Here is a 25,381-nt window from a genome sequence, read left to right as displayed (position 1 = left end):
CCTGCTCCCGCAATCAATGATTTGCTGAAATCGAGGATGTGTGTTCAGTAGGCAGAAATTGTTTTCCCACCCGGTGGATATGCTCAAGTAGTCCGGTATTTTCTATGTGATCATACACTGATATATCGAACATATAGGGAAGCAGAAGTTCGTCGATCTCGTCAATTATATCTGAAAGCTGATGTATTGAGATATCTCCCTTGAGAACCAGGTCAATGTCCGAGCCTTCCCTGTAGCTGCCCATGGCTCTGGAACCGTAGATCTGAACTGATTCCACTTCGGGATGTCTGCGAAATACTGTTTCCAGCTTCGTCATCACAGTATTTGATAAACCGAACTCATTCATCATTGTCATCCGTCTCGGCAAGGCGGGAGAAGTTCTTTTCAAAAGCCCGGAATGCGGGAAAAAAGCTGTCTATGATGGCATCAAAAATCTTTTGAGCAGTTTTCTCCTCATATGTGTGAGATGTGAGATTTCTGGCTTTGATCATCTCCATCCACACCTCACCATCCGAGATGAGACCCTCCCTGAAGGCTTGGCGTGTACTGTCTTTTGAACCAATGAGACCCATGATTCCTTTGTTCTCAAGGTAGTTCTTTAGTGTCTTCCAGGCCAGCTCATGTACAAACTCAAAGCTTTGAATGAGCCCCTGTTTCTCCAGTTGATTAAGTTCTCGTTCTGAAGCAAGCTCCACACCGTATTTCAACTGATTGAATGCTTTCTGATAATTACTGAAGCGCTGAATCCAGCGAACGTCCTGTTCCATATGTATTCCTGTACGTACAATCGTAGTAGTAATTGTATGGAACAGCAAGACTCCTGGGCGGGGCGGCAGAGAGTGCTACACAAAGAGTACTCCATAAAGAGTCTGCCCCCCCACTCAGTAATTTCATGTTCTCAGCCGTACCAGAGCATCCAGCAAGGGGGTTGGAACAACAGGTTTAGGCTTCAAGGGTTCAACTTCAATACTCTCTGCCAGCCCCAAAGGGATGCAAAACTGTTGAAAAAACAGGCTGATTACCCGGTAGCCGAGGTAACCCACGGGGGTATCGAACTTGCGGGGGTCTTGGTCCGGATCGTCCCGCAGCGTTTCACGGTACTCGGGCACATATCTTGCCAGATGGGGTGCCATCTCATAATCGTAGACTCTATGGTCTGCGGCATTATCCGCAAGATATTTCAGCCCGTAAAGAAGAAGGGCGGATGTTCCGTGAATCCAGCTTTCATCTTCAAAATTGAAGCGGGGGTGAGTTCCCCAGGGGTGGTGGCGGAACAGGGCGCTGAGAGTACGCAGGTAGATATCTTTTATCGTGGCCGGATCCGTCCCGGTAAATGCAAGTCTGAACCCCTTGGATTCAACCAGAAGAATATCCGCGCTGGTGAGCAGGTTTCGCATCCGTTCCAGCCAGAACCAGTCCGATTCTTTTTTAACCTCCTCCGGTTCCAGGAACCCAAGCTGGTCGGGCAATATCTGTGCCAGTTTTTTCACAATTGCCGGTTTTATATAACCTGCTGCTGTGACGGGTATGAAGCCCCCTGGATCTTCCGCTTCCGTGAGGGCTTTGTACAGCCGGATAATCGGCACGTTCTGGAATGCGGCAGGCTTAAGTTGTGCCAGATTATCCAGGGAAAGCAGTCCCTCGGCTTCCTCCAGAGGAGGGCTTGTGAGGGCATGAACTGCCGCCGGGGGTAAATCGAAGGGTCCGGGGATATCAGTATCAACGCCCATGTTGGACAATGAATACTCGATCATTTTCTGTATGGCTTCAACATTGCTGCGGGAGGCCCCGGTGTTCTTCATGATTCTGTTGATATCCGGCTCTTCGCCGGCGTTCCGGGCAGTGATTAATTCTGCAGATACGGCATTGATTGTGTCCAAATCTGTGGTGATATTGAAATCCGGCATGGTTGCAGAAGGCTTGTTCCCGTCGGGAAAGCCCCCGTCGTCGTCCAAGTCTTCTTCATCACCATCAAATATTTCGTCATCGAAGGCTTCGATGAGCAGATGCAGCGTGTCGGTGGCGGCATACCAGTCGTCCGCAAAGGTATATAAGCCGAAACTCACATCAAGCATGGGGTCTTCGGGCAGCTGAACAATCGGTTCAAGCACTTCCCTGATCTCATCATAGCTCTCCCGGGCGATACTCTTGAGATACACTGTTCCCTGGTGGATGTATACCGAGCTCATATCCGCATGCCTGTGGGGGGATTCGATTGATATGGCAGCTGCCAATCCCACATTCGGATCATCAAGCATTCGCCGCCGGGCAAGGAATTTGCTCGTATTAATTAAGTCTGATATTTCCTCAGCCGCATTCTGAATGGAAGATTCATCCGCCGGGTTTTCCGGATGCTCAGCGTAAGAGGCAAACATGCCTATGGTGAACCTGGGGTTTCGCACCTTCGGCATCCCGGATATTTCGATGAGGCGTATCCAGGGGATTGGGTTGGAAGTAACACGCTCACTCAAAGGGTAATCCCCGGAATTCGGGGTCTGGCGGGCACCAATAATCCTGCTGTGTTTCCGGTTGGGGGTTGATACTTCGGCGTAGTAGCGCAGATCGGTCTTATTCTCAAGTTGCGGTAAGGGGATTATGGGCCCGTAACTGTGCCAGCACTCCTGTGATCTCCAGTACAGGGAAAAGAACCGGGTGTACCCGTCTGAATGAAGCTCCCTCAGCGCCGGGGACTACAGGGTGAACTCAGGCCAATCCTCTTCAGCGGCAAAGGTTTTCGGCTTTCCACCCAAGGCCTTCATGCGAAAAAAGGGACTGTCGTCTATGCGCTCCAGAATATCAACTGCCATATAGGTCCAAGGCGTCTTTCGCCACATCCGTGCCATTTTACCGGCTTCTTCGCTGAGCTCATCACCCTGACTGCGTAGAAATGCCCCCGCAAGCTTGGCTGAGGTGAACAGAGAGCCAGCCACCAGCATTCCCGCCATCATATCGAGATTCTCTTCATCCTGATTTTCGGCCAGGTATGACTGATCCAGCTCCTTTAATCGGGCCTCTCCGATCCTCTTTCTCCGGGCATAATCAAAGGCCGGGGGAAGGATTTCATCCAACATCTTGTGTGAGTATCGTGCTCCTATTTCATTCATATATCAAACCTTCATCTTTTTCTGTTGTTAGTTCATTCGAGTTTCTTGATCTGTTCTTCACTCAAACCGGTGATTTCTGCGATGTCGACGATGGGATATCCTTTTTGCAGCATCTTTTTCGCATCTTCAATTTTAGCTTGCTCAAGCCCCTGTTCAAGCCCCTGCTGCCGTGCGGTTTTGAGGCGGGTGTTTACGTCTTTTACCCATTTTTCATGGGCCTCGGCCATGTCCATGAGCTGTTCATCAGAGGTGAAATCTTCATAGACATGGTGGGCTTTTTCGATTGCGGGATTATCTTTGAGAAGTACGATGCTGCGTTTCTCCATAGGAGTATTATAGTGCAGGGCTGTGCTGCAGTAAATAACCGGTGGGGCACTAGTGAAGCAGTCGGCTGGTAACCCCAGCTCAAACGGCTGCGGATTTCCTGACGCTAGCTGCCGGGGGGCAGGATGTCAGGTTAATTTCTTGATCTGTTCTTCACTCAAACCGGTGATTTCTGCGATGTCGACGATGGGATATCCTTTTTGCAGCATCTTTTTCGCATCCTCAATTTTAGCTTGCTCAAGTCCTTGTTCCAGACCCTGTTCAAGCCCCTGCTGCCGTGCGGCATCCCATCACAATATCCACCGGAATTGAAGGATATTGTCGACCCCCTGAAGTATGAGTGTATGTAAAAAACCGTCGAAACTATGCTACACTTCCATTAAAGACCGGTAAAACGGAATGCGCTGTTTCAGCGGGGAGCGATATGAACGACATAGCCCGTGGGGCACAAGAATTTCTAAAAACTGATACAGATGTCCGCTTGGCATTACTGTTCGGCTCTGCTTCTCAAGGTACAATGACCCCGGAATCTGATATTGATATTGCCATCGCCCTGCACTCCGGTGAGATGAGTATAGAACGGAAGATCGATCTGGCAACCGCTGTTGAAGCTGTTCTCTTTAGAACCGTGGATGTAATCGATTTATTCAGCGCAGAAGGTCTGATTTTATGTGAAGCCATTGGCGGTGAAGTGCTTGTGGAAGATGTGATGCTTCGCAGCAGTCTTGCCATAAAAGCGATGGATTACCGGGAAAATCTTCTTCCGTCTGTGTTACAGGCGCAGAAGGAAAGTGTGAAGGACTGGATAGATGAACGTTGAGCTCATACTCAGTAAGCTGGCGTCCCTGCGTCGCTGTATCAGGCGGATTGAAGAAAAAAAGCCTGAGGATGCGGAAATCTTGTCCACCGATCTGGATGCCCAGGACATTATTGTCCTCAATATTGAGAGGGCGGTGCAGCAATGTGTTGATATTTCAGCCCACGTTCTGGTAAGCAGAGGCTTGCGGGCACCCTCCAGCATGAGTGCGGGGTTCTCGGACCTTGCCTCCGCCGGTATTTTGGATGTCGACCTGGCCGGCAGATTAAGCCGGGCGGTAGGATTTCGCAATATTGCCGTTCACGAGTATCAGGAAATGGATGTTCAAATTCTTTACTCCATTATCAGCATGCATCTTGACGACTTCCGGGAGTTCGCCCGCTGTGTTGTAGCCGTCGTTGAGTGAAGTCGTTGTTCTTATCTGGTGTATTGCATTATGTAAAACAGAAGGAAAGGTATAATGAGCCGGCGGATGCTTCACTTATGTGGATCTCGGAAAAATTAAAAATGCTTTTACCAATGAATAGTCGGTTTTATGATAAAATACCTGTGCGGTACTGTAGAAACATCATTTCAGTGTCTGAACTTGGTCTTCACTTAACCCGGTTATTTTGCTAATGAGAGCAATTTCCAGCCCCTCCTGCAGCATCTTTTTCGCATCCTCAATTTTAGCTTGCTCAAGCCCCTGCTCAAGCCCTTGCTCAAGTCCTTGTTCCAGCCCCTGCTCAAGCCCCTGCTGCCGTGCGGTTTTGAGGCGGGTGTTTACGTCTTTTACCCATTTTTCATGGGCTTCGGCCATGTCCATGAGCTGCTCATCAGAGGTGAAATCTTCATAGACATGGTGGGCTTTTTCGATTGCGGGATTATCTTTGAGAAGTACGGGCATGGTATCCTCCTGTATGTTTCCTTCGTTTTTAAAATAATAACACCAGCGCAGTATGGCAGTTTCAAAATTGGGTATGGCGGTGAAATCAAGTTTGGATAGTTCGATGAAGTGGATTTCCAGATGTTCGGTGAGAATGTATTCTTTGTGATCTTTTTCGGTTATCTGGAAGCAGCTGTGAAAGTCGGAGAGTTCCGGAAAGAGGGTGAAATCCAGCAGATTGATGCAGACCGACGGGGATAGATCCGAGTAGACGTCGCCCCGGGATAGCTGGTCTGTGTAGCTTTTAGCCCAGTAGTAGAGACTGCGGGCGGCGTAGCTTGGTTCGTGGCTGACTTGAACCTCCACGTTGATCCAGCGGCCTGCGTTTCTCCATAGGAGTATTATAGTGCAGGGCTGTGCTGCAGTAAATAAGCGGTGGGGCACTAGTGAAGCAGTCGGCTGGTAACCCCAGCTCAAGCGGCTGCGGATTTCCTGGCGCTAGCTGCCGGGGGGGGGGGCAGGATGTCAGGTTAATTTTTTGATCTGATCTTCACTCAAGCCGGTGATTCTGCAAATGAGAGCAATATCCAATCCTTCCTGCAGCATCTTTTTCGCATCCTCAATTTTAGCTTGCTCAAGCCCCTGTTCAAGCCCCTGTTCAAGCCCCTGCTGCCGTGCGGTTTTGAGGCGGGTGTTTACGTCTTTTACCCATTTTTCATGGGCTTCGGCCATGTCCATGAGCTGCTCATCAGAGGTGAAATCTTCATAGACATGGTGGGCTTTTTCGATTGCGGGATTATCTTTGAGAAGTACGGGCATGGTATCCTCCTGTATGTTTCCTTCGTTTTTAAAATAATAACACCAGCGCAGTATGGCAGTTTCAAAATTGGGTATGGCGGTGAAATCAAGTTTGGATAGTTCGATGAAGTGGATTTCCAGATGTTCGGTGAGAATGTATTCTTTGTGATCTTTTTCGGTTATCTGGAAGCAGCTGTGAAAGTCGGAGAGTTCCGGAAAGAGGGTGAAATCCAGCAGATTGATGCAGACAGATGGGGATAGATCCGAGTAGACGTCGCCCCGGGATAGCTGGTCCGTGTAGCTTTTGGCCCAGTAGTAGAGACTGCGGGCGGCGTAGCTTGGTTCGTGGCTGACTTGAACCTCCACGTTGATCCAGCGGCCATTGCGGTCTTTTGCCTTTATATCCAGAATGCTTTCTTTGCTCTCCTGGATGGTTGTGAGATTAAAGGGGTTTCTGATTTCCAGATCCACAACGAGCTCATGACCTTTGTGGGAGAATACGGCGTTGAGAAAATCGATGAGAATGTCTTTATTGCTTTCCGACCCCAGCAGGTAGCGTACGAACACATCTGCCATGGGGTTCAGCGGCCTGCGTTTCTCCATAGGAGTATTATAGTGCAGGGCTGTGCTGCAGTAAATAAGCGGTGGGGCACTAGTGAAGCAGTCGGCTGGTCACCCCAGCTCAAGCGGCTGCGGATTTCCTGGCGCTAGCTGCCGGGGGGGGGGCAGGATGTCAGGTTAATTTTTTGATCTGATCTTCATTCAAGCCGGTGATTTCTGCGATGTCGACGATGGGATATCCTTTTTGCAGCATCTTTTTCGCATCCTCAATTTTAGCTTGCTCAAGCCCCTGCTCAAGCCCTTGCTCAAGTCCTTGTTCCAGCCCCTGTTCAAGCCCCTGCTGCCGTGCGGTTTTGAGGCGGGTGTTCACATCTTTTACCCATTTTTCATGGGCTTCGGCCATGTCCATGAGCTGCTCATCAGAGGTGAAATCTTCATAGACATGGTGGGCTTTTTCGATTGCGGGATTATCTTTGAGAAGTACGGGCATGGTATCCTCCTGTATGTTTCCTTCGTTTTTAAAATAATAACACCAGCGCAGTATGGCAGTTTCAAAATTGGGTATGGCGGTGAAATCAAGTTTGGATAGTTCGATGAAGTGGATTTCCAGATGTTCAGTGAGAATGTATTCTTTGTGATCTTTTTCGGTTATCTGGAAGCAGCTGTGAAAGTCGGAGAGTTCCGGAAAGAGGGTGAAATCCAGCAGATTGATGCAGACAGATGGGGATAGATCCGAGTAGACGTCGCCCGGGATAGCTGGTCCGTGTAGCTTTTGGCCCAGTAGTAGAGACTGCGGGCGGCGTAGCTTGGTTCGTGGCTGACTTGAACCTCCACGTTGATCCAGCGGCCATTGCGGTCTTTTGCCTTTATATCCAGAATGCTTTCTTTGCTCTCCTGGATGGTTGTGAGATTAAAGGGGTTTCTGATTTCCAGATCCACAACGAGCTCATGACCTTTGTGGGAGAATACGGCGTTGAGAAAATCGATGAGAATGTCTTTATTGCTTTCCGACCCCAGCAGGTAGCGTACGAACACATCTGCCATGGGGTTCAGCGGCCTGCGTTTCTCCATAGGAGTATTATAGTGCAGGGCTGTGCTGCAGTAAATAAGCGGTGGGGCACTAGTGAAGCAGTCGGCTGGTCACCCCAGCTCAAGCGGCTGCGGATTTCCTGGCGCTAGCTGCCGGGGGGGGGGGCAGGATGTCAGGTTAATTTTTTGATCTGATCTTCATTCAAGCCGGTGATTCTGCAAATGAGAGCAATATCCAATCCTTCCTGCAGCATCTTTTTCGCATCCTCAATCCTGGCTTGCTCAAGCCCCTGTTCAAGCCCCTGCTGCCGTGCGGTTTTGAGGCGGGTGTTTACGTCTTTTACCCATTTTTCATGGGCTTCGGCCATGTCCATGAGCTGCTCATCAGATGTGAAATCTTCATAGACATGGTGGGCTTTTTCGATTGCGGGATTATCTTTGAGAAGTACGGGCATGGTATCCTCCTGTATGTTTCCTTCGTTTTTAAAATAATAACACCAGCGCAGTATGGCAGTTTCAAAATTGGGTATGGCGGTGAAATCAAGTTTGGATAGTTCGATGAAGTGGATTTCCAGATGTTCAGTGAGAATGTATTCTTTGTGATCTTTTTCGGTTATCTGGAAGCAGCTGTGAAAGTCGGAGAGTTCCGGAAAGAGGGTGAAATCCAGCAGATTGATGCAGACAGATGGGGATAGATCCGAGTAGACGTCGCCCCGGGATAGCTGGTCTGTGTAGCTTTTAGCCCAGTAGTAGAGACTGCGGGCGGCGTAGCTTGGTTCGTGGCTGACTTGAACCTCCACGTTGATCCAGCGGCCATTGCGGTCTTTTGCCTTTATATCCAGAATGCTTTCTTTGCTTTCCTGGATGGTTGTGAGATTAAAGGGGTTTCTGATTTCCAGGTCCACAACGAGCTCATGGCCTTTGTGGGAGAATACGGCGTTGAGAAAATCGATGAGAATGTCTTTATTGCTTTCCGACCCCAGCAGGTAGCGTACGAACACATCTGCCATGGGGTTCAGCGGCCTGCGTTTCTCCATAGGAGTATTATAGTGCAGGGCTGTGCTGCAGTAAATAAGCGGTGGGGCTGGAATCGTACTGGGCAAATACCAGATCGTAGCTACCTGTTTCAAGGAAAGCCAGGGTGCCGCTTTCTCAAGAGCAGAGAGGTAATGAATCCTGAATATATAGATGACGAAGATAAGCAAATGTTGGAAGCGTTTGATTATGTGGATGAAGCAGATGCCTACTAGCCTTCTGCGGATGATCAAGCGAAGCTAAAACATGCTGCCAAGCAATTTATCCCAAAAGAAAAAAAGATGAATATCAGAATTGATCTGTTTGAATTGGAAAAGATAAAAGAACGGCCAGCACGTGAAGGATTGCGGTATCAAGCATTCGTGAAAAGTGTTTTGCATAAGTATATTTCCGGACAGCTGGTTGAACAGTAGAATTACAAAACCGCCTGTGGGGGCAAGTATCACCCCTCCCTGGACACACAATCAGTCATACCCGGCAGCCACATATGACCCCATACTTCCTTTGGTTCTCACATCCTTAAGAAGAGACGGGGGCGGAAAATGAAGATTGTGCTCCAGCATATCCTGCACAAGAGCCTGGAGTTTTTCCCGGGCCGCCTGCAAAGCCTGCTGCAGGCAGGGGTAGGATTGGGGGTGTTCATAGTCAAAGTCCGGAAGGCTGAACCTAATCTCTTCGGTATCAGCCATTCCTGTCTGAATATAAAACAGTACCGGGTATTTAAGCATAATCGAGAACAGGCCTTTCAGAAGTTGAGGATCATACTGATGAGGGTGAGAATTCCTGTGGCTAACGATACTGTGGGGGCCAGCCAGGAGTTCATGAACCACTGTGCGGGGCGCTGCTGAACGACGATGGTATCCATGGGAGCCAGGGGGGCTCTGTTACTCTTTTTCTCCCCGTTTTGTGAATAGACGCTGTAGCGGTAGCGGCCCTGGGGGCCTGCCTGGTTGATGTACTGTTCCGGGCGGTTCCATGATGAGAATGGGATTTTTCCGGGGGTTTGGACATCCCCTGTTACTTGTATCCAGCCGATGGTTTCCATGGATGCTGTACCTTCAAGCTGCATGGATTGGGAGGTGCTGTGGGCTGGGGGCACGAATATCCTGCTTAAATGATCTATATGGATATTGTTATCCTTCTCTTCCCGGCGTATATCCACTGTTTCAGATGAGCCGTTGAGATGAAAGATGCTGATCTGGGTTCTGTCTGCGTTGTGCCGCAGTCCGTCGGCATACTCCTGGATTATGTCAGTCAGACTGTCTTTTTCTGTAAGCACATACCGCCCGGGTCTGAACACCTGCCCGTCAATTTGCACGATGCGTTGAGCACGTTCAACTTCAATTCTGTCCCCGTAGTGGAGATAGGGGTTGTGTTTCCTTTCGCCAGTACGGGAGAACATGAAGTAGTCCACTGTGAGACTGCTGCCGTCGTTTCTGCGGATACTGATATTTCTGGTATCTGAAAAGGAGGTGAGTCTGGAAGTCAGCACTTCACTCAGGGGGGTGAGTCCGTCCGCCAGGGTTGTGCCGGCGTTGCTGAGTTCCCCTGAGAAGGATACTTCAAACCGGCCCAGGTTGCGTATTCTCATTCTTGGTATGCTTTGGGGGTAGCTTTCTTTTACCAGGGCATACACCTGTTCCCGGAATTGGGCGTAACTCAGTCCTGCTGCATCCAGTGTACCCAGAAAGGCCAGTCGTACACTGTAGTCGCTTTCCACGCTGAGGGGGAGTTGGGTGTTGTTCTGATTCCCCACATACAGAAGATATTCGTCCCCGGGGCTTACCCTGTAGAGGGGTGATACTTCCGCCCGCTGGATTCGGGAGTTGTCCGCTGTGGCCTCTTCAGCTGCAGCGCTCCGGTCCGGATTGGGGCTGTCCTGTGCAAAGGCAATGCCGCCCAGGCATATGAATAGAAAGAAGATGGCTGTTGTGAATATGGATTGTGTTGCTTTCATGGCTATGTTCCTTCGTTATTTGCCCTGGTTCCAGGCTTCTTTCAGCTTGGATTGTTCTGTATCGTCTTCACGGATTTTCCTGATGTATTCCAGGATGAAGGCGATGAATACCGCCATGAAGCCTGCAGCAAGGGTGGCTACGATGAGCAGTATTTTCCGGTCCGGACCTGTGGGCGATATGGGTGTTTCTGCATACTCCATGATTTTGAATATATCTTCTTCAGAGGAATTAAAGAGTTTGCTGCTTTCATACTGTGTGACCAGGCGGGTGTAGATTTCTTCCTGTACCACCATCTCCCGCTTGAGTTTCTGGTATTCCATGGCAATTTCGGGGATGTCCTGCTGACTGGGAAGAACAGATTCAAATTCGCTGTAGCCCCCTTCCATTTCATCAAGGAGGGCGCTTAAGTTGTTGCGTTCCGCCTGAAGCTGCTGCAGCTGGGGATCTTCCACGCTTACCATATCCCGGTAGGTGCGGATTTCCATATCTTTTAATATCAGCTCGGAGCGGATTCTTCCTATGGTGGAAAGCTGTTCTGTTACAAGTGTTTCTGCCGACAGTACCCCGTAGTTACGCTGGAATTCCTGAATGCGGTTTTCGAGGTCTTCAAGTTCCCCCTGCACCTCAGCAATTTTCTGTTCCAGAAGGGTTTGCTGCTCCCGGTTTTGATCTATTCCCATTTCCTGGAAGTAGAGTTTCAGTTCCGCAACCGCCGAGTTCACTAGTTCGGCGGAGAAGACGGGGTCTGTATGGCTGAATGAAACGCTGAGAAACCCTGTTGAACTGTCAAATTGGGTGTTCAGCCCGGAGCGGATAAATGAACGGGCAGCATGCCGGGGGTGGTCACTTTCACTGAACTCTGCAGCGAGATTGTGACGCAGGGCGAGGGAGTCCAGATAGCTGTTCATGTTGGTAATTTCAACCGCCAGGCTGCCGTAGTTTCTGCCTCCTGAGCCTTGAATTCCTGCAAGTCCGGCAAGGTTTCCCAGGCCGGAAGATGCCAGGGCGGCAGATATCCCGGAGGATGAACGTTCTTCCTCTATCATGACGATGGCGGATGCTTCGTAGCTGTTTGGAAGAAAGGAGGCTTCAGGAGGAAGTTTGGCTGATATGAGTAACACTATGAGTGTAAGCACCCCGATGATTGCAGGTAAGAGAATGATCAGCTTTCTGTTACGGATGAGGACCGAAAGGAGGTCCACAAGGCTGATTTCATCCGCTGACTGACTGCCGGCTGCGACCCTGGAATCATTATTCATGGGGCTGCCTCCTTCCCGGGTATACCAAATATCGTTACTTTGACGTTCCTGTACTGTTGTCATGCTCATTCTTTAGGTTCCTCTATTGTTCCGGTGCTCAGGGCAATTTTGAACAGATCGCTGAAGTTATGTGCCCCCAGCTTGCTGTATATGTTGCGTCTGTGCACATTTACTGTTTTGGGGCTTATAAAAAGCAGTTCGCCGATTTCCCGGTAGTTTTTTCCTTCGGTGAGAAGTCTGAATATCTGCAGTTCCCGGGGAGTGAGGTTTTCCATTCTGTGGATATCCGGATTTTCCATTTCAGCCCGGTTTTCCGCCCCGGGAGAGAGGACAAACTGTTGCTGTGAATCTGCACTTCGGATGAGGTTAAACAGATGGTCGGGAGAATCTGTTTTGAGGATGTATCCTGCAGCTCCCATGTTTTTTGCCTCCAGAATGTGGGGGGCAGCCTGTGATGCGGTAAAAAAGATGACCGGGCAGGACCGGCGGCAGAAGCGTACGGCTGTGTCGAAGCTGCTTTCACCTGCGATGTGCACATCGCAGATCACCAGTCGGGGCAGGGTTTCACTGTTCATGTAAGGTTCGGCTTCGGCTAAGGTGTTCACACAAACAATTTCTTCATCCGGGATTTCGTGTTGTATGCCCATGCGGACAATGTCCTGGCTGTCTATGATCAAAATCATATATATATGCTTTTGTAGCCTCTGCTTTTGATCAGCTGTAGATGCAGTTGTGGAATTATTAAGTAAGACTGACAGGGTAATTCACCGCTTTTTCTACTAAAATTGATACTACATGTTGATTTTCACACAATGATGCCATATAGTTCGCTGTATCGTTCACGTATTGAACAAAAATACTGCCGTAAGAGCGTGTTTCGGCCGCATTTCGGTGCATAGCTGTAGTAATTTGTGAATTCTGACCGGTTTTCAGTCCTTTTTTCAGGCTGATACTGAGGGTGCGGCGGCGAAGCTGTATCTGTTTGCAAGTCACAAGAGAATTTATGCACCGAAGTGGTTTTTGGTCACGGGGCTGTATGTTCAAAATCAGGCAAATGATTCTATACACATTCTAAGAAGGTTCACTATGACGTCTGGTATCCGATTCAATCTGGTTTGTGTTACATCCCTTATTGCCGGGCTGCTTCTGTCCGGTATGAATCTTTGGGCTGAAGCTTTGCCTGTAGCGCTTCAGTTCAACAGCGATGTAAGTGCTGCCGGAACAGTCATTGAGTCTGTGGGAGCACGGGCTGCTCTTGCTCAGTCTTCCCGCTTTGCTCTTGTGTCTGAGGGAAGCCTGGGTGCTGTAATGTATTCCGATGCTGTGGTTGAGTATCGGTTGAACCCGGATCTGTATACTGACGAATATCTTGGCGGTGAGTTTTCTGCCGACTCTCAGATACTTCGCGCAGGCATGTATGCTGAGGCGGGGGTTTCAGGTCTGTATACCCTTATTCCGGGGTCTGCAGAGAGACGCGGTGGGAATGAGCCCATTCATACTCCTGTTATGCAGATAGGCTTGGGAGGCGGGGTTTTTGCAACCCGCTTTGCCGGTGATTCATCGTGTGCACTCACTACAGAAGAGAGCAATCGCTTCGATGAGATCCTTTCGACAATCGATGCGGAAACCGAAGCAGATTATGCGGTTGAAGATTTTGTGTTTACCCGGCGCGCCGGCCGGGGGGCGACGCTTATGCCGTTTATAAATGTGTATTTGAGTATGTCGGTCAATTCCGAATGGTATATTGAGGCCGATATGAAAGGCTTTTTCAAATACGGAAGCCTGGGGGTAACCCTGGGGCGTCGTATGAACTTTGGTAAGCTGTAAGAAGCAAAAAAATAGAAACAACTGTAAAACAAAAAGAGATAATGTCAGATCAAACTATCCACATAGACGACAACGAATACCAGGCTCTCAAACTCATCGATGAATATGAAGAGTCCTCCCAGGCCAAGGCCGCACCTTCCCAGCGGGATATTGCCAAGGCCCTGAACATGAGTGTTGGGATGACCAACGCAATCATTAAGCGCCTGGCTGCCAAGGGCTGGCTGGTTATAAATAAGGTGAACGGCCGGAACCTGTCCTACGCCCTTACTCCTGAAGGCACCAAAGAAGTTGCCCGCAGAAGCTACCGCTACCTTCGCCGGACAATCGGCAATGTGGTGCGCTGGAAGGATGCAATAGACGCGGAAGTTCGCAAAGCCAAGGAAGCTGGCTGCAGCAGGGTGCTTCTTGTTGGCGACAGCGACCTTGATTTTATTGTGGAGCATGCTGCGAACAGGCATGGGTTGGTGTTTGTGCGGAGTTTTGATGTTGACGCTGAAAAGTATTCAAAAAACTCCGCTTTGATACTTTTTTCAGAACGAAAAGATATTTCTGAGGGAATCCAATACAGCGAAGTTCATTATGTGTATTTGTCAAATCTTTTATTGCCCACCTGACAAAGTGTGAAATCAGATTGTTCGGGAGTATCAAGAAGATGAAAAACTTGCAGCAGACTAACAAAGCTGAATAATTTTGACCCTACATTTTTATATAAGGATAAATCAATGAGTAAAAACATTTGCGTTGTAGGCACTGGCTATGTCGGCTTAATAGCTGCTGTGGGATTATCGGATTTCGGTAACACAGTAGTAGGTGTTGATATTAATGAAGAGAAAGTTCGTCGGCTTAATAAAGGCAAAAGCCCGATATATGAGCCTGGAGTTGAGGAGTACCTTCACCGGAATTTACAATCCGGCCGTCTCCGTTTTTCCAGTAATGCTGCAGAAGGTATCCGCTCTTCTGAAGTAATCCTCATCGCCGTGGGTACGCCCATGGATACGGATGGCACCGCAGATCTGAGCTTTGTATATCAGGTGGCAGATACTGTTGCCGACAACTTAAATGAGTTTACAGTAGTTGTAACGAAAAGCACGGTGCCTGTGGGTACCAACGCTGCTATTCGGGACAGAATAGCGGAGCGGTCAGGGAAGGATCCAGAGAGGGATTTTGCAGTAGTTTCCAACCCTGAATTCCTGAGAGAAGGCAGGGCCGTACAGGACTTCTTTCACCCAGACAGAACTGTAATAGGGTACGAGAATGAGAAGGCAAAAGAAGTGTTGGTGGATGTCTATCGCGCCCTCAACCTTATATCTGTACCGTTTGTATGGTGTAATCTTGAGACTGCCGAGTTGATCAAGTATGCGTCAAATGCATTCCTTGCAACCAAAATTGCATTTATTAATCAGATGGCCAATCTCGCAGAGACTGTTGGAGCGGATATTCATAAAATTGCAAAGACCATGGGTATGGACGGACGAATCAGTCCGAAATTTCTCCATCCGGGGCCAGGTTACGGGGGGAGCTGCTTTCCAAAGGACACTCAGGCCCTAATTAAAACCGGTGAGCAATTTGGTGTGGACATGAGTATTATAAAGACTGTGGTTTCATCGAATTCATATCAGAAGGAACGGATGGTTACAAAGCTCCTTCAGCTCATGAACTTATCAGATACTGACTCTCAGGCTTTTGCCGGAAAACGAGTGGCTCTTCTCGGCCTTGCATTCAAGCAGGAAACGGATGATATCAGAGAATCCCCTGCGTTGCTGGTTGCAAAAAAACTCAGCGAGTTGGGTGGTGAAATCAACGCATATGATCCAAAGGCTATTGAGAATTTTAAAGTCGAATTCCCGAATGTGCAGTATTTTTCTGATTGCTATTCAGCGGTTGAAGGAGTCGATGCTGTTATGCTTCTTACAGAATGGAATGAGTTCCGCAGTTTGGATCTTGAGAAGATCGCTTCTACTGTTCGCAGCAAATTTATACTGGATGCACGGAATCTTCTTGATATCACTGAAGCTCAAAAATGGGGCTTTACATATCAAGGTGTCGGGCGCTGATAGCTTCGAATTATTTTGATTAAAAGAGATGTATTATGAATAACCTTTCTATATTAGGCCGCACAAATGAACTGTTAGAGGAAGATGTGGTTGCCAATGAGACGTTCCTCTTGTCGCGCGTTTCGAATTCTTCATTCCTTGTGATCGGAGGTGCGGGATCTATCGGCCAGGCGGTTACAAAAGAGATCTTTTCACGCAATCCCAAGCGACTTCATGTAGTTGATCTCAGCGAAAATAATCTGGTCGAGTTGGTCAGAGACATCAGGAGCTCAATAGGCTACATAGATGGTGATTTCAGAACCTTCGCTCTGGATTGCGGGAGCTGGGAATTTGAAGCGTATTTTCGAAACCAGGAACGCTTTGATTATGTGCTTAATCTTTCTGCGCTCAAACACGTGCGCAGTGAGCGCGACCCATATACGCTCATGAGAATGGTTGAAGTGAACATTCTCAATTCAATCAAGACGATTGAGCTGGCCATAGAGACCGGCGTGAAAAAATATTTTGCTGTATCAACTGACAAGGCTGCAAATCCTGTGAATATGATGGGTGCTTCAAAACGGATTATGGAGCAGTACCTGTTTAAATATGCGGATCAAATTGATATTTCCACAGCCCGTTTTGCGAATGTAGCCTTCTCAGATGGAAGCCTGCTGCATGGATTTAAGCAGCGGCTGGAGAAGATGCAGCCAATTTCAGCGCCAAACGATGTGCGCCGCTATTTTGTTACATTTAAGGAAGCCGGCCAGTTATGTCTCATGTCCACGATTTTCGGTAACACCCGGGAAATTTTCTTCCCCAAACTAAGCGAAGAGCTTCACCTTGTAACCTTTTCTGAAATTGCCAAAAAGTTCCTGAAATCTCGCCGACTAACACCAGTGGAGTGTACTTCCGAAGATGAAGCACGCAGTTCCGTTGAACGTCTTGCTGCTGAGGGTAGGTGGCCTTGCTATTTTTCATCAAGTGATACAACCGGTGAGAAAGATTTTGAAGAATTTTTTACCGAAAACGAAGAAGTCGATCTTGAGCGTTTTGCGACATTGGGTGTTGTTAAAAATCCGCATTCACGATCGCCCGAGAAACTGACTCAGTTTCTTGAAGATATACAGTCCATGAAAAAGCGAATGCAGTGGAACAAAGAAGAACTCGTACAAGCGTTTGCCAGACTGCTGCCGGAATTTGCACACAAGGAAACCGGTAAATATCTAGATGGGAAGATGTGATGAATGCAAATACAGATGCCGTGATTGATGTAATTCGTGGACGTCATGGTAAGTCAGGCTTTATCCCCCTCCATGCCCCTGTTTTTCTTGGAAATGAAAAAAAGTATCTCAATGAGTGTATTGATTCAACATTTGTTTCTTCTGTAGGTAAATATGTTGATCGTTTCGAAGAGATGGTTGCAGAGTTCACAGGTGCCAGAAAGGCTGTGGCAGTTGTTAATGGTACGAATGGCTTGCATTTGGCACTTCGTTTGGTGGGTGTGGAAGTCGGTGATGAGGTAATTACCCAGGCACTGACGTTTGTCGCCACAACCAATGCCATCCATTACGCTCATGCTCACCCTGTGTTTGTGGATGTTGACCGTGATACCATGGGGATGTCCCCTGAGAGCTTAGAAGAGTTTCTTGCCGCCCAATGCATACGACAAGATGGGTTTGTTAAGAATAAAACCACCGGCAGAAAGGTCTCTGCAGTTATGCCAATGCATACGTTCGGGCATCCAGCCCGGATTACCGAAATTGTGGGAATTTGTAAAGAATGGGGTATTCCGGTTGTAGAAGACGCCGCTGAATCGCTTGGATCTTATGATAACGGTCAGCATACCGGGACATTCGGTGAAGTTGCTGTTTTTTCATTTAATGGCAACAAAACTATTACCACAGGCGGTGGCGGGATGATTGTCACTAACAATGAGGAATTGGGCAATACAGCAAAGCATCTCAGTACCACTGCAAAAGTGCCGTCATCCTGGGAATTCTTTCATGATGATATCGGCTACAATTACCGCTTGCCCAATTTGAATGCAGCTCTTGGTTGCGCCCAAATGGAAAAGTTGCCGGAAATTCTGAAGAATAAAAAAGAAACTGCGGAATACTATCGTCAGAACCTGTCAGAACTCAAAGGGTTGGAGTTCTTCAGTCCTCGCCAAGGTGTAGCAGTTAATAACTGGCTCAATGCAGTAGTCCTTGAATCAAAAAATGAACGGGACAGATTTTTGAAAATTACCAACGAGGCCGGTATTCAAACACGACCTATTTGGGTTTTGCAGAACAAGCTGCCTATGAATAGTGCCGCCCAGGCAGATAATCTGGAAAATTCATTATGGCTGGAAGACAGGGTTGTGAATATTCCAAGTAGTGTAGTCCTATGAAAGAAAAAATTCTTCTCATCGGTGGTGGAGGTCATTGCCGCAGCTGTATAGATGTTATTGAGACCGAAGGGAAGTATGAAATCGCCGGAATTGTAGATGGTGCCTTGGAGAAAGGAAGTGATGTTCTGGGGTATCCTGTCCTGGGTGAAGACGAAGACATACCTGAGCTTCTGTCCAAGATCACCACGAATTGTTTAATTACTGTCGGTCAAATAAAGAGTCCGGCTGTACGGGTAAAATTGGTTGAACTGACAGCCCAATTAAACGCATCTTTTCCGATCATCGTAAGTCCGCATGCGTATGTATCTTCCCATGCCGAAGTAAATGCGGGGTCTATTATTATGCATGGAGCTGTAGTACATGTGGGGGTGAAGGTTGGTGCTCACTGTATTATTAACTCCCAGGCTCTTCTTGAGCATGACTCTCAGGTCGGAAGTTTCACACATATATCAACAGCTGCGATCCTGAATGGTGATGTGTTGGTTAATGACCGATGTTTCGTGGGCAGCTCTGCTACCCTGTACCAGGGGATCAATATAGCTTCAGGTGTCATTGTTCCAGCCGGGTCTGTTGTGAGGAAGAGCATTACGAAACCGGGTGTTGTTCGATCGGTATAGATTGTTTAGGAGCATCAAGATGGAAAGAACAAAGCCTATCTATATAATTGCCGAGGCAGGTGTGAATCATAACGGCTCATTTGAGCGGGCAATTGAGCTTATTGATGCCGGTGTAAATGCAGGCGTGGATTGTGTGAAATTCCAGACCTTCAAGACTGAGCTTTTAGTCTCGGCCGATGCAAAAAAGCAGAGTACCAGCAAAATTCTACGGGTTCCGGGGAAACACAGTATGATATGCTGAAAACTCTTGAATTGAGTTTCGAGGAGCATAAAAAGCTGGCTGCATACTGTATCCAAAAAGGTATTGATTATTGTTCTACTCCTTTCGATGAAGAGAGTTTTCAATTACTCGTTGATATTAATGTACCGTTTTGGAAAGTTCCTTCAGGTGAGATAACCAACGTTCCTTATCTCAGGATGATAGCACAACATAAAAAGCCGATTATTCTCTCAACCGGTATGGCTGAGATGTATGAGATAGCGTTTGCCCTCAAGACCCTGGAAGATGAGGGCGTTGATAGCAACGATGTGACTGTATTGCACTGTAATACTGAATATCCCACTCCTATGAGCGATGTTAACCTGTTGGCTATGAATAGCATTAAAAATGGCTTTAAAGTAAATGTTGGTTACTCGGACCATACTCTTGGAATTGAAATCCCGATCGCAGCTGCAGCACTGGGAGCGACGGTGATTGAGAAACACTTCACGCTCAATAAATCGTTGCCCGGACCCGATCATGCTGCTTCATTGGAGCCTTCTGAATTGAATGACATGGTGAAGTCTGTCCGAAATATCGAGGCTGCATTAGGGAGCGGCAGAAAAATTCCCAGTGCATCAGAGCAAAAGAATCGACCTGCTGCCCGGAAATCGGTTGTTGCTAAAACAAGCATCAAGAAAGGTGAACAGTTTTCCACGGATAATATAACCGTAAAAAGGCCTGGAACAGGTGTGTCGCCGATTCATTGGGACCAGGTAATTGGTTCTTTAGCATCCCGTGATTATAAAAAAGATGAGCTTATATGAAAGCTATATGTTTTGTGACTGCTACCCGGGCTGAATATGGTCTCTTATTTCCTTTGATACAGAAGTTTAAATCATCCGGTATGTTTAGGATCCAGGGGATTATAACCGGTGCGCATTTATCACCGGAGTTCGGGTATACCAAGGGTGAGATACAGGCTGATTTGTTCGATGAGAGTGAGGATGTTGAAATTTTACTTTCGTCTGACAGTCCTGTGGGTGTTACGAAAGCCATGGGTCTTGGAATGATTTCATTCGGCGAAGTGTTGGCAAGATTCAATCCTGATTTGCTTGTACTTTTGGGCGACAGATATGAAATGCTATCGGTCGCATCAGCAGCTTTGGTACATAAAATTCCTATAGCCCATTTGCACGGAGGGGAAATTACAGAAGGCGCTTATGATGATAGTATTCGCCATGCCATTACAAAATTGAGTCATCTGCATTTCACTGCCACAGAACAGTACCGCCGCCGCGTGATTCAAATGGGAGAGCAGCCAAATTCTGTTTTCAATGTCGGTGCAATCGGGATCGATAACATAAAAAATCTGCACCTGTTATCCAGACAGTCACTGTTTTCAGATTTAGGCATTCCATCCAATACGAAGGTTGCCGTAGTCACATACCATCCTGTTACACTTAACTCCCAGGCAGTAGAGCACCAGATTCGTGAGTTACTAGCCGGACTCCAGGCTCGGGATGATTTATTCATTGTCTTTACAAAAGCAAATGCAGATAACGAAGGGCGTAAAATCAACAAGGCACTGCAAAAATATGTTTCAGAGCATACTGATACCACGGCTTTGTTTGATTCCCTTGGAGTGTTGAGATATTTAAGTCTCGTAAAAGCTGCTGATGTTGTGATCGGAAATTCTTCCAGCGGTATATTAGAGGCTCCTGCCTTGGCTACTCCGGTGATAAACATAGGCGATCGTCAGAAAGGACGCACACGGCCCGAAGGAGTAATAGATTGCAGCTGTCAAAAGAGTGATATCATTCAAGCTATTGATACCGCACTTTCAGCTGAATTTGCGCAGGTTTTTACATCTTCCTCAAATCCTTATGGAGATGGAAAAACTTCCGAAAATATTTTTTCTATAATCTCCGAAATCAGATCATTTTCTGATCTTGTGCAAAAAAAATTCTATCCCATATCAATCAGTGAGGATAACTAATGCAGGAAATTATTGTTGATGATTTACTGATAAACAAGGATCAGTCTGTAAAGACAGCTATGCGCCAGCTGGATAAGGTTGCGTCCAAAGTATTATTTGTTGTAGATAATGATGAAGTATTGCTTGGAAGTGTTTCAGACGGAGATATTCGCCGATTCATCCTGCAGAATTATTCTATTGAAGAACCTGTTGGCGGGATGTGTAACCGAAGTTGTTTAAGCATTGGACCGGTTGAGGATCTGCATAAGGCGTATGAACAGATGCAAGCCAGGGATATTTCTTTCGCACCCCGGGTAAATGCGAATAATCGTGTTGTTGATATTATCAGTTTGCCATCGTCTCACAAGAAAGTAGCGCACAGAGATGGTGATCTGGATCTTCCGGTTGTGATTATGGCGGGTGGAAAGGGTACGCGCATGGAGCCCTTTACTAATGTATTGCCAAAGCCGTTGATTCCCATCGGGAACGGCACAATCATGGAAATAATCATTGACGGATTTCAAGAATATGGAATCAGCCAGTTTTACTTTACGCTCAATTATCGCGGTGAAATGATTCGGGCATATTTTGATGGAATTGATCGTGATTATGAAGTGAACTATGTGTGGGAAAAGGAGTTTAACGGTACGGCTGCAAGTCTGAAACTGATTAAAGATATTAAGCGCGATTTCATTGTTTCCAATTGCGATATAATCGTTAAAACCAACTATTCACAAGTATATGAATTTCATAAAGAAAGCGGGGCTATGCTTACGGTCATTTCATCAATTCAACACGAGCAGTTTCCTTATGGTGTGATTGACTTTAAAGAAGGTGGCGAAGTAACAGGCCTTCGTGAAAAACCGGAATTTTCTTTTCCTATAAACACTGGGGTGTATATTCTGAGTTCAGAGTGTTTTGAGTACATTCCTGAAGGTGAATTTTTCCATATGACACACTTAATTGAGCGGTTAATTAAAGAGGGAAAAAAGGTTGTTACTTTTCCTGTGAATGAGAAAGATTTTATTGATACCGGGCAATGGGACGAGTATAAAACTGCATTGGATCGCTTGTTATGAGCGGAAAAATTGTGGCCATAATTCCTGCGCGCAAAGGTAGTAAGCGCTTACCTGGAAAAAATGCCCTTGAGCTTGGCGGAAAACCATTATTCATGTGGTCGGTAGATGCTGCTCGTAATAGCAATATCTTCGATACAATAATTGTAAGCACGGATGATCAGTTCATTATCAATGAATGCAGAGAGAAAAATATAGAATGTATTGAGCGTGCTGCGGAACTTGCGAGCGACACTGCAAGTTCTGTAGATGTGGTGTTGAATGTGCTTGAACACTTGGATGAAGCGTATTCAGCAGTAGTGCTTCTGCAACCAACATCTCCGCTTAGATCCGCGGAAGATATTTACAACGCCTATAAGCTATTTAATTCAAAGAGTGCAAATAGTGTTGTCACTGTATGCGAAGTTGATCATCCTGTCGAATGGACTATGGAATTATCCGATGATGGTTCTCTATCGCCCTTTGTTAATAATTTTCTAAACCGGAGAAGTCAGGACGCATCTGTGCGGTACAGGTTGAATGGAGCTGTGTATATTTCTTCTATAGATTCCTTTATCCGAGAGCGAAGCTTCTTTCCAACAGAAAAAATCTATGCGTCGGTAATGAGTCGCGAAAATTCTGTTGATATAGATACTGAGCTGGATTTTAAGCTTGCTCAGGCTATCATCTTAGATTTGCCAAAGAAGTAGTAACGCATATTATGTCTGATACAGGGTTTTCGATTAAAAAGGTTTTTGCCGGTGCATCTATCTACTCTCTTGGAGAGGTGCTGGTAAAGGCTTCCGGATTCTTCCTTATACCAATATATACAAGAGTTCTAACACCAGCCGATTTTGGAATAGTAGGCTATCTTCAAGTTATTCTACAGATTGTTACTGTAGTTGTCGGTTTTGGATTTAATGGAGCCCAGACTCGTTACTACTATGAAAATAAGGCAAACATCCAAAATATAGGAAGATTCAATTTTACGATAAATTTGATTCCCATCGGTTTTGGTTTGATAGTAGTGCTTCCTCTTGCCATATTAAGCTCCAAATATGATTGGACAATAGGTAGCGCAAGAATACCGTTTCATCCCTATTTGATTCTTACACTCGGAACTGTTGTTCTACAAGTGATGGCAAATAATGCTGTGGCTTATTATAAAGCTCAACAGCGATTCTCAATAACCGCCGTATTGCAAGTATTTCGATTTTTACTAATAACTGGAGCCACTCTCTACTTGGTTCTTGCTCGGGATATGGGGGCTTTAGGCAGAGTAGGTGGATTATTCCTTGGGATGGCAGGCTTTGTGTTAATCAGTTTCCAAGGTTACGCAAAAAACTTTGTTTTTAAACCTTCAAAATCTGCACTAATTTATGCTTTTAGTTTTGGCGGTCCGATTGTAGTTCACCTGTTGGCAGCAAATATTCACAACGCACTGGACAGGGTAATACTTGAGAAGTTTGTATCTATAGAAGAACTGGGTATATATACGCTTGGATTTACCATTGGCAATGCAATGGCTATTTTGGTAACTGCATTCAACCAGGCATATCAGCCAAGTTATTTCCAACTTATGTCATCTTCTGCTGAAGATAAGTCAGAAAAAACCCTGAAGATATTTAAAATATGGCTGGCTTTGATTACCCTCATAGCTGTTTCTGGCATTGTTTTGGGAAAACCATTTATTAGTATTTTTGCCGGTGCAGACTTTCAGCGGACCATTGAAATTTTTCCATTGATAATAATATCTTTTTTTGCAAGCAGCTTTTATTATTTTTTTTCAGCACCTATTTTCTTCTTCAAAAAGACTGTGTATTTACCACTTATTACAGGAACCAGCGCAGTACTAAATATTATTCTTAATTTCATCTTAATACCTATCTATGGAATTAGCGGAGCTGCAATTGCTACTATTATTTCACATGTGATGCAGTCAGTTTTGGCATTTTTTATAGGTAACCGTTTATATAAGGTGTCCTGGCCCTTGCATTGGGTAGTTTTATCATCAATGTCAGTTGCATTAGCTTTTATCTTTACACAATTAGTGAGTGTATCTTAGATGATCAATAAGAAAAGTATATCTGTTTCTGATATCACCTCTATTATTATAAAAATGGAGGACTCTCTTGGCCTATTAGATAGGGAAAAGTGGTCCGAATGGATTGTTGATACATGGGAAATGGCCCGCGTTGGTTTAGGTGAACAGCTGAAGCGAGAGTTGTTAGGCTATGGTGAATCTCAGAGTAGTGGATCTGGGCAGCACTATTCACCAATAAAAAAAGTATTCCTCGTAATTTTTCATATAGTAAAAAAGGGCTGGTGGTTCGTCAGAAGAAGACCAGATGTTCTAATCTTTCAGAACCCCAGAAGAAAGAAATTACCAAATGGTGTCTTTAACGATATATATACTGATTACATCGTGGATACCTTAAAAGAACAAGGTCACAGAGTACTTTTAGTGGAGCAACCCTTGTATTGGCAACACTATTCACCAACGCCTAACAAAGTCTATTATGATGATCTTTCTATTTTTATCTCAATCATTTTCAAGAGAGTATTGGGTAAGAGGTGGTTGGCAGAGCTGAATGATGAAATGATAACCCTAACTCGAAGTTTGGACACCTATTTAAAAGAAAACATTGGCGTTCATCATATCAATATTCGACAGATACTAACTACTTCACTATTGCAAATAAGATCCAGTTATCTGGCCTATAAGTTAATGTTTAGTCATTTAAGACCAGCTCGTATTTTCGTGGTCTGTTCATATGGGAAAGAAGGGCTGATAAAAGCATCAAAAAAGCAATCGATTCCCCTAACAGAGATTCAACACGGAACAATAACTCAAAATCATCTTGGTTATTCATTTCCAGGATTCAACACTAAAACCTTATTTCCAGATTCGTTGTTACTGTTTGGCAACTATTGGAAGTCAGGAATTTCCTTTCCAATACCTGAAGAAAATGTACATGTACTTGGATTCCCTTATTTTGAAAAAAGCATTCCTTCAACGAAGATTGAAAGAAAGTCACAAGCTCTATTTATATCACAAGGGACTATCGGGAAAGAATTATCTGAATTTGCCGTAGAGATGCAAAAAAGCCTATTAAAAAATATCACTGTGGTTTATAAGCTGCATCCTGGAGAAATCCGTGGTTGGAAAAGTAGATACCCTGAGCTTAAGCAGGCGAGCGAAAAGGGTGATGTGAAGGTCATTGAGGATGACCACATTGGATTGTATGAATTAATGCAGGAGTCAGAATTTGTTATCGGAGTATATTCCACAGCTCTAATTGAGGCTCTTGGGCTTGGGTGTAAACTTTTTCTCGTGGACTTGCCAGGGGTAGAGCATATGGAGTATTTTTTTAAAATGCAAAATGTGCATTTAGTTCAATATCCTCAAGAGGTTCTTTATTATGAAGGCCGCATGAATCAAGTCGATCCATCACAATACTTTAAGCGTAGGTGGAATGAAAATTTTACTGCAATAATTACAAAAATGTTTGAAAAATCCTAATTGT

At 46.0% G+C, this 25,381-nt stretch carries 26 protein-coding genes and 2 pseudogenes; 14 read left to right on the top strand and 14 right to left on the bottom strand.

The window, feature by feature from the left end:
* Positions 1–13: 13 nt before the first annotated feature.
* The 6 genes from L21SP2_RS14910 to L21SP2_RS19310 all read right to left on the bottom strand — a co-directional run bounded on the left by L21SP2_RS14910 (position 14) and on the right by L21SP2_RS19310 (position 3,655).
* Positions 14–316, bottom strand: coding sequence for a nucleotidyltransferase domain-containing protein (locus L21SP2_RS14910; RefSeq protein ID WP_244437977.1), 303 nt, complete (start codon positions 314–316; stop codon positions 14–16).
* 22 nt (positions 317–338) lie between these two features.
* Positions 339–767: a nucleotidyltransferase substrate binding protein gene (locus L21SP2_RS14905; protein WP_024269410.1), complete on the bottom strand. Its 429-nt coding sequence runs from the start codon at positions 765–767 to the stop codon at positions 339–341.
* 123 nt (positions 768–890) lie between these two features.
* Positions 891–2,471 carry a hypothetical protein gene (locus tag L21SP2_RS14900; RefSeq protein WP_024269409.1) on the bottom strand — a complete coding sequence of 527 codons (1,581 nt, stop codon included), beginning with the start codon at positions 2,469–2,471 and terminating at the stop codon, positions 891–893.
* 219 nt (positions 2,472–2,690) lie between these two features.
* Positions 2,691–3,104: a hypothetical protein gene (locus tag L21SP2_RS14895; RefSeq protein WP_144083027.1), complete on the bottom strand. Its 414-nt coding sequence runs from the start codon at positions 3,102–3,104 to the stop codon at positions 2,691–2,693.
* 32 nt (positions 3,105–3,136) lie between these two features.
* Positions 3,137–3,430, bottom strand: a complete 294-nt coding sequence (locus tag L21SP2_RS14890; protein WP_024269407.1) for an Rpn family recombination-promoting nuclease/putative transposase — start codon at positions 3,428–3,430, stop codon at positions 3,137–3,139.
* Between the two features lie 126 nt (positions 3,431–3,556).
* Positions 3,557–3,655: a helix-turn-helix domain-containing protein gene (locus L21SP2_RS19310; RefSeq protein WP_425277218.1), complete on the bottom strand. Its 99-nt coding sequence runs from the start codon at positions 3,653–3,655 to the stop codon at positions 3,557–3,559.
* A 113-nt stretch (positions 3,656–3,768) separates the two neighbouring features.
* Here L21SP2_RS19310 and mntA point away from each other — a divergent pair, with 113 nt between their 5' ends.
* Positions 3,769–4,248 carry a type VII toxin-antitoxin system MntA family adenylyltransferase antitoxin gene (gene mntA / locus L21SP2_RS14885; protein ID WP_144083026.1) on the top strand — a complete coding sequence of 160 codons (480 nt, stop codon included), beginning with the start codon at positions 3,769–3,771 and terminating at the stop codon, positions 4,246–4,248.
* A complete protein-coding gene (gene hepT / locus L21SP2_RS14880; protein ID WP_041401695.1) occupies positions 4,238–4,651 on the top strand; it encodes a type VII toxin-antitoxin system HepT family RNase toxin in 414 nt (137 codons plus the stop codon). The genes mntA and hepT overlap by 11 nt, the downstream gene beginning before the upstream one ends.
* 162 nt (positions 4,652–4,813) lie before the next feature.
* Here hepT and L21SP2_RS14875 read toward each other — a convergent pair whose 3' ends face one another.
* From L21SP2_RS14875 to L21SP2_RS17625, 8 genes and pseudogenes are all read right to left on the bottom strand, one after another.
* Positions 4,814–5,554, bottom strand: a complete 741-nt coding sequence (locus tag L21SP2_RS14875; RefSeq protein WP_280113293.1) for an Rpn family recombination-promoting nuclease/putative transposase — start codon at positions 5,552–5,554, stop codon at positions 4,814–4,816.
* A gap of 81 nt (positions 5,555–5,635) precedes the next feature.
* The gene (locus L21SP2_RS14870) at positions 5,636–6,511 is read right to left on the bottom strand and encodes an Rpn family recombination-promoting nuclease/putative transposase (RefSeq protein WP_041401691.1); all 876 of its coding nucleotides are present in this window, start codon (positions 6,509–6,511) and stop codon (positions 5,636–5,638) included.
* A 130-nt stretch (positions 6,512–6,641) separates the two neighbouring features.
* Positions 6,642–7,513, bottom strand: a pseudogene (locus L21SP2_RS18170) (Rpn family recombination-promoting nuclease/putative transposase).
* Positions 7,514–7,671: 158 nt separating this feature from the next.
* On the bottom strand, positions 7,672–8,535 hold the full coding sequence (locus L21SP2_RS14855; protein ID WP_041401687.1) for an Rpn family recombination-promoting nuclease/putative transposase: 864 nt from the start codon (positions 8,533–8,535) through the stop codon (positions 7,672–7,674).
* Between the two features lie 462 nt (positions 8,536–8,997).
* Positions 8,998–9,222 (bottom strand): hypothetical protein, encoded by a 225-nt coding sequence (locus tag L21SP2_RS14845; protein WP_144083025.1) that lies wholly within the window; start codon positions 9,220–9,222, stop codon positions 8,998–9,000.
* Positions 9,223–9,278: 56 nt separating this feature from the next.
* On the bottom strand, positions 9,279–10,490 hold the full coding sequence (locus L21SP2_RS14840) for a polysaccharide biosynthesis/export family protein (RefSeq protein WP_024269394.1): 1,212 nt from the start codon (positions 10,488–10,490) through the stop codon (positions 9,279–9,281).
* 15 nt (positions 10,491–10,505) lie between these two features.
* Positions 10,506–11,819, bottom strand: a complete 1,314-nt coding sequence (locus L21SP2_RS14835; RefSeq protein WP_024269393.1) for a GumC family protein — start codon at positions 11,817–11,819, stop codon at positions 10,506–10,508.
* Positions 11,816–12,433, bottom strand: a complete 618-nt coding sequence (locus tag L21SP2_RS17625; protein WP_024269392.1) for a response regulator transcription factor — start codon at positions 12,431–12,433, stop codon at positions 11,816–11,818. Before L21SP2_RS17625 ends, L21SP2_RS14835 begins: the two co-directional genes overlap by 4 nt.
* Before the next feature lie 403 nt (positions 12,434–12,836).
* Here L21SP2_RS17625 and L21SP2_RS14825 point away from each other — a divergent pair, with 403 nt between their 5' ends.
* From L21SP2_RS14825 to L21SP2_RS17620, 12 genes and pseudogenes are all read left to right on the top strand, one after another.
* Positions 12,837–13,577, top strand: a complete 741-nt coding sequence (locus L21SP2_RS14825; protein ID WP_024269391.1) for a hypothetical protein — start codon at positions 12,837–12,839, stop codon at positions 13,575–13,577.
* Positions 13,578–13,618: 41 nt separating this feature from the next.
* Positions 13,619–14,191, top strand: a complete 573-nt coding sequence (locus L21SP2_RS14820; protein ID WP_024269390.1) for a winged helix-turn-helix transcriptional regulator — start codon at positions 13,619–13,621, stop codon at positions 14,189–14,191.
* A 108-nt stretch (positions 14,192–14,299) separates the two neighbouring features.
* Positions 14,300–15,631: a UDP-glucose dehydrogenase family protein gene (locus tag L21SP2_RS14815; RefSeq protein WP_041401686.1), complete on the top strand. Its 1,332-nt coding sequence runs from the start codon at positions 14,300–14,302 to the stop codon at positions 15,629–15,631.
* 35 nt (positions 15,632–15,666) lie between these two features.
* A complete protein-coding gene (locus L21SP2_RS14810) occupies positions 15,667–16,854 on the top strand; it encodes a UDP-N-acetylglucosamine 4,6-dehydratase (RefSeq protein ID WP_244437932.1) in 1,188 nt (395 codons plus the stop codon).
* On the top strand, positions 16,854–18,005 hold the full coding sequence (locus tag L21SP2_RS14805) for a LegC family aminotransferase (RefSeq protein WP_024269387.1): 1,152 nt from the start codon (positions 16,854–16,856) through the stop codon (positions 18,003–18,005). The genes L21SP2_RS14810 and L21SP2_RS14805 overlap by 1 nt, the downstream gene beginning before the upstream one ends.
* Positions 18,002–18,622 carry a NeuD/PglB/VioB family sugar acetyltransferase gene (locus L21SP2_RS14800; protein WP_024269386.1) on the top strand — a complete coding sequence of 207 codons (621 nt, stop codon included), beginning with the start codon at positions 18,002–18,004 and terminating at the stop codon, positions 18,620–18,622. Before L21SP2_RS14805 ends, L21SP2_RS14800 begins: the two co-directional genes overlap by 4 nt.
* 19 nt (positions 18,623–18,641) lie before the next feature.
* Positions 18,642–19,648, top strand: a pseudogene (gene neuB / locus L21SP2_RS14795) (N-acetylneuraminate synthase).
* Positions 19,645–20,820 carry a UDP-N-acetylglucosamine 2-epimerase gene (gene neuC, locus L21SP2_RS14790; protein WP_024269385.1) on the top strand — a complete coding sequence of 392 codons (1,176 nt, stop codon included), beginning with the start codon at positions 19,645–19,647 and terminating at the stop codon, positions 20,818–20,820. The pseudogene neuB and the gene neuC overlap by 4 nt, the downstream one beginning before the upstream one ends.
* Positions 20,820–21,878, top strand: a complete 1,059-nt coding sequence (locus L21SP2_RS14785; protein WP_024269384.1) for a sugar phosphate nucleotidyltransferase — start codon at positions 20,820–20,822, stop codon at positions 21,876–21,878. The genes neuC and L21SP2_RS14785 overlap by 1 nt, the downstream gene beginning before the upstream one ends.
* A complete protein-coding gene (locus L21SP2_RS14780) occupies positions 21,875–22,564 on the top strand; it encodes an acylneuraminate cytidylyltransferase family protein (protein WP_024269383.1) in 690 nt (229 codons plus the stop codon). Before L21SP2_RS14785 ends, L21SP2_RS14780 begins: the two co-directional genes overlap by 4 nt.
* An 11-nt stretch (positions 22,565–22,575) precedes the next feature.
* Positions 22,576–23,919 (top strand): lipopolysaccharide biosynthesis protein, encoded by a 1,344-nt coding sequence (locus L21SP2_RS14775; protein ID WP_024269382.1) that lies wholly within the window; start codon positions 22,576–22,578, stop codon positions 23,917–23,919.
* Positions 23,920–25,377: a hypothetical protein gene (locus L21SP2_RS17620; protein WP_024269381.1), complete on the top strand. Its 1,458-nt coding sequence runs from the start codon at positions 23,920–23,922 to the stop codon at positions 25,375–25,377. It begins immediately after the preceding gene.
* Positions 25,378–25,381: the final 4 nt, after the last annotated feature.

Origin of the sequence: Salinispira pacifica, from assembly GCF_000507245.1 — a bacterium.
In the GTDB taxonomy this organism is placed as follows: domain Bacteria; phylum Spirochaetota; class Spirochaetia; order DSM-27196; family Salinispiraceae; genus Salinispira; species Salinispira pacifica.
The sequence above is the reverse complement of the archived record's forward strand: the minus strand, read 5'-3'. Positions and strand labels throughout refer to the sequence as shown.

Coding starts and splice junctions, on each gene's coding strand:
- L21SP2_RS14825 (WP_024269391.1), top strand. CDS start 12,837: ATGACGTCTGGTATCCGATTCAATCTGGTTTGTGTTACATCCCTTATT.
- L21SP2_RS14895 (WP_144083027.1), bottom strand. CDS start 3,104: ATGAATGAAATAGGAGCACGATACTCACACAAGATGTTGGATGAAATC.
- L21SP2_RS14775 (WP_024269382.1), top strand. CDS start 22,576: ATGTCTGATACAGGGTTTTCGATTAAAAAGGTTTTTGCCGGTGCATCT.
- L21SP2_RS17625 (WP_024269392.1), bottom strand. CDS start 12,433: ATGATTTTGATCATAGACAGCCAGGACATTGTCCGCATGGGCATACAA.
- L21SP2_RS14835 (WP_024269393.1), bottom strand. CDS start 11,819: ATGAGCATGACAACAGTACAGGAACGTCAAAGTAACGATATTTGGTAT.
- L21SP2_RS14810 (WP_244437932.1), top strand. CDS start 15,667: ATGAATAACCTTTCTATATTAGGCCGCACAAATGAACTGTTAGAGGAA.
- L21SP2_RS14785 (WP_024269384.1), top strand. CDS start 20,820: ATGCAGGAAATTATTGTTGATGATTTACTGATAAACAAGGATCAGTCT.
- L21SP2_RS14840 (WP_024269394.1), bottom strand. CDS start 10,490: ATGAAAGCAACACAATCCATATTCACAACAGCCATCTTCTTTCTATTC.
- L21SP2_RS17620 (WP_024269381.1), top strand. CDS start 23,920: ATGATCAATAAGAAAAGTATATCTGTTTCTGATATCACCTCTATTATT.
- neuC (WP_024269385.1), top strand. CDS start 19,645: ATGAAAGCTATATGTTTTGTGACTGCTACCCGGGCTGAATATGGTCTC.
- L21SP2_RS14820 (WP_024269390.1), top strand. CDS start 13,619: ATGTCAGATCAAACTATCCACATAGACGACAACGAATACCAGGCTCTC.
- L21SP2_RS14855 (WP_041401687.1), bottom strand. CDS start 8,535: ATGGAGAAACGCAGGCCGCTGAACCCCATGGCAGATGTGTTCGTACGC.
- L21SP2_RS14800 (WP_024269386.1), top strand. CDS start 18,002: ATGAAAGAAAAAATTCTTCTCATCGGTGGTGGAGGTCATTGCCGCAGC.
- L21SP2_RS14780 (WP_024269383.1), top strand. CDS start 21,875: ATGAGCGGAAAAATTGTGGCCATAATTCCTGCGCGCAAAGGTAGTAAG.
- L21SP2_RS14890 (WP_024269407.1), bottom strand. CDS start 3,430: ATGGAGAAACGCAGCATCGTACTTCTCAAAGATAATCCCGCAATCGAA.
- L21SP2_RS14805 (WP_024269387.1), top strand. CDS start 16,854: ATGAATGCAAATACAGATGCCGTGATTGATGTAATTCGTGGACGTCAT.
- L21SP2_RS14910 (WP_244437977.1), bottom strand. CDS start 316: ATGACGAAGCTGGAAACAGTATTTCGCAGACATCCCGAAGTGGAATCA.
- L21SP2_RS14845 (WP_144083025.1), bottom strand. CDS start 9,222: ATGGCTGATACCGAAGAGATTAGGTTCAGCCTTCCGGACTTTGACTAT.
- L21SP2_RS14905 (WP_024269410.1), bottom strand. CDS start 767: ATGGAACAGGACGTTCGCTGGATTCAGCGCTTCAGTAATTATCAGAAA.
- hepT (WP_041401695.1), top strand. CDS start 4,238: ATGAACGTTGAGCTCATACTCAGTAAGCTGGCGTCCCTGCGTCGCTGT.
- L21SP2_RS14815 (WP_041401686.1), top strand. CDS start 14,300: ATGAGTAAAAACATTTGCGTTGTAGGCACTGGCTATGTCGGCTTAATA.
- L21SP2_RS14870 (WP_041401691.1), bottom strand. CDS start 6,511: ATGGAGAAACGCAGGCCGCTGAACCCCATGGCAGATGTGTTCGTACGC.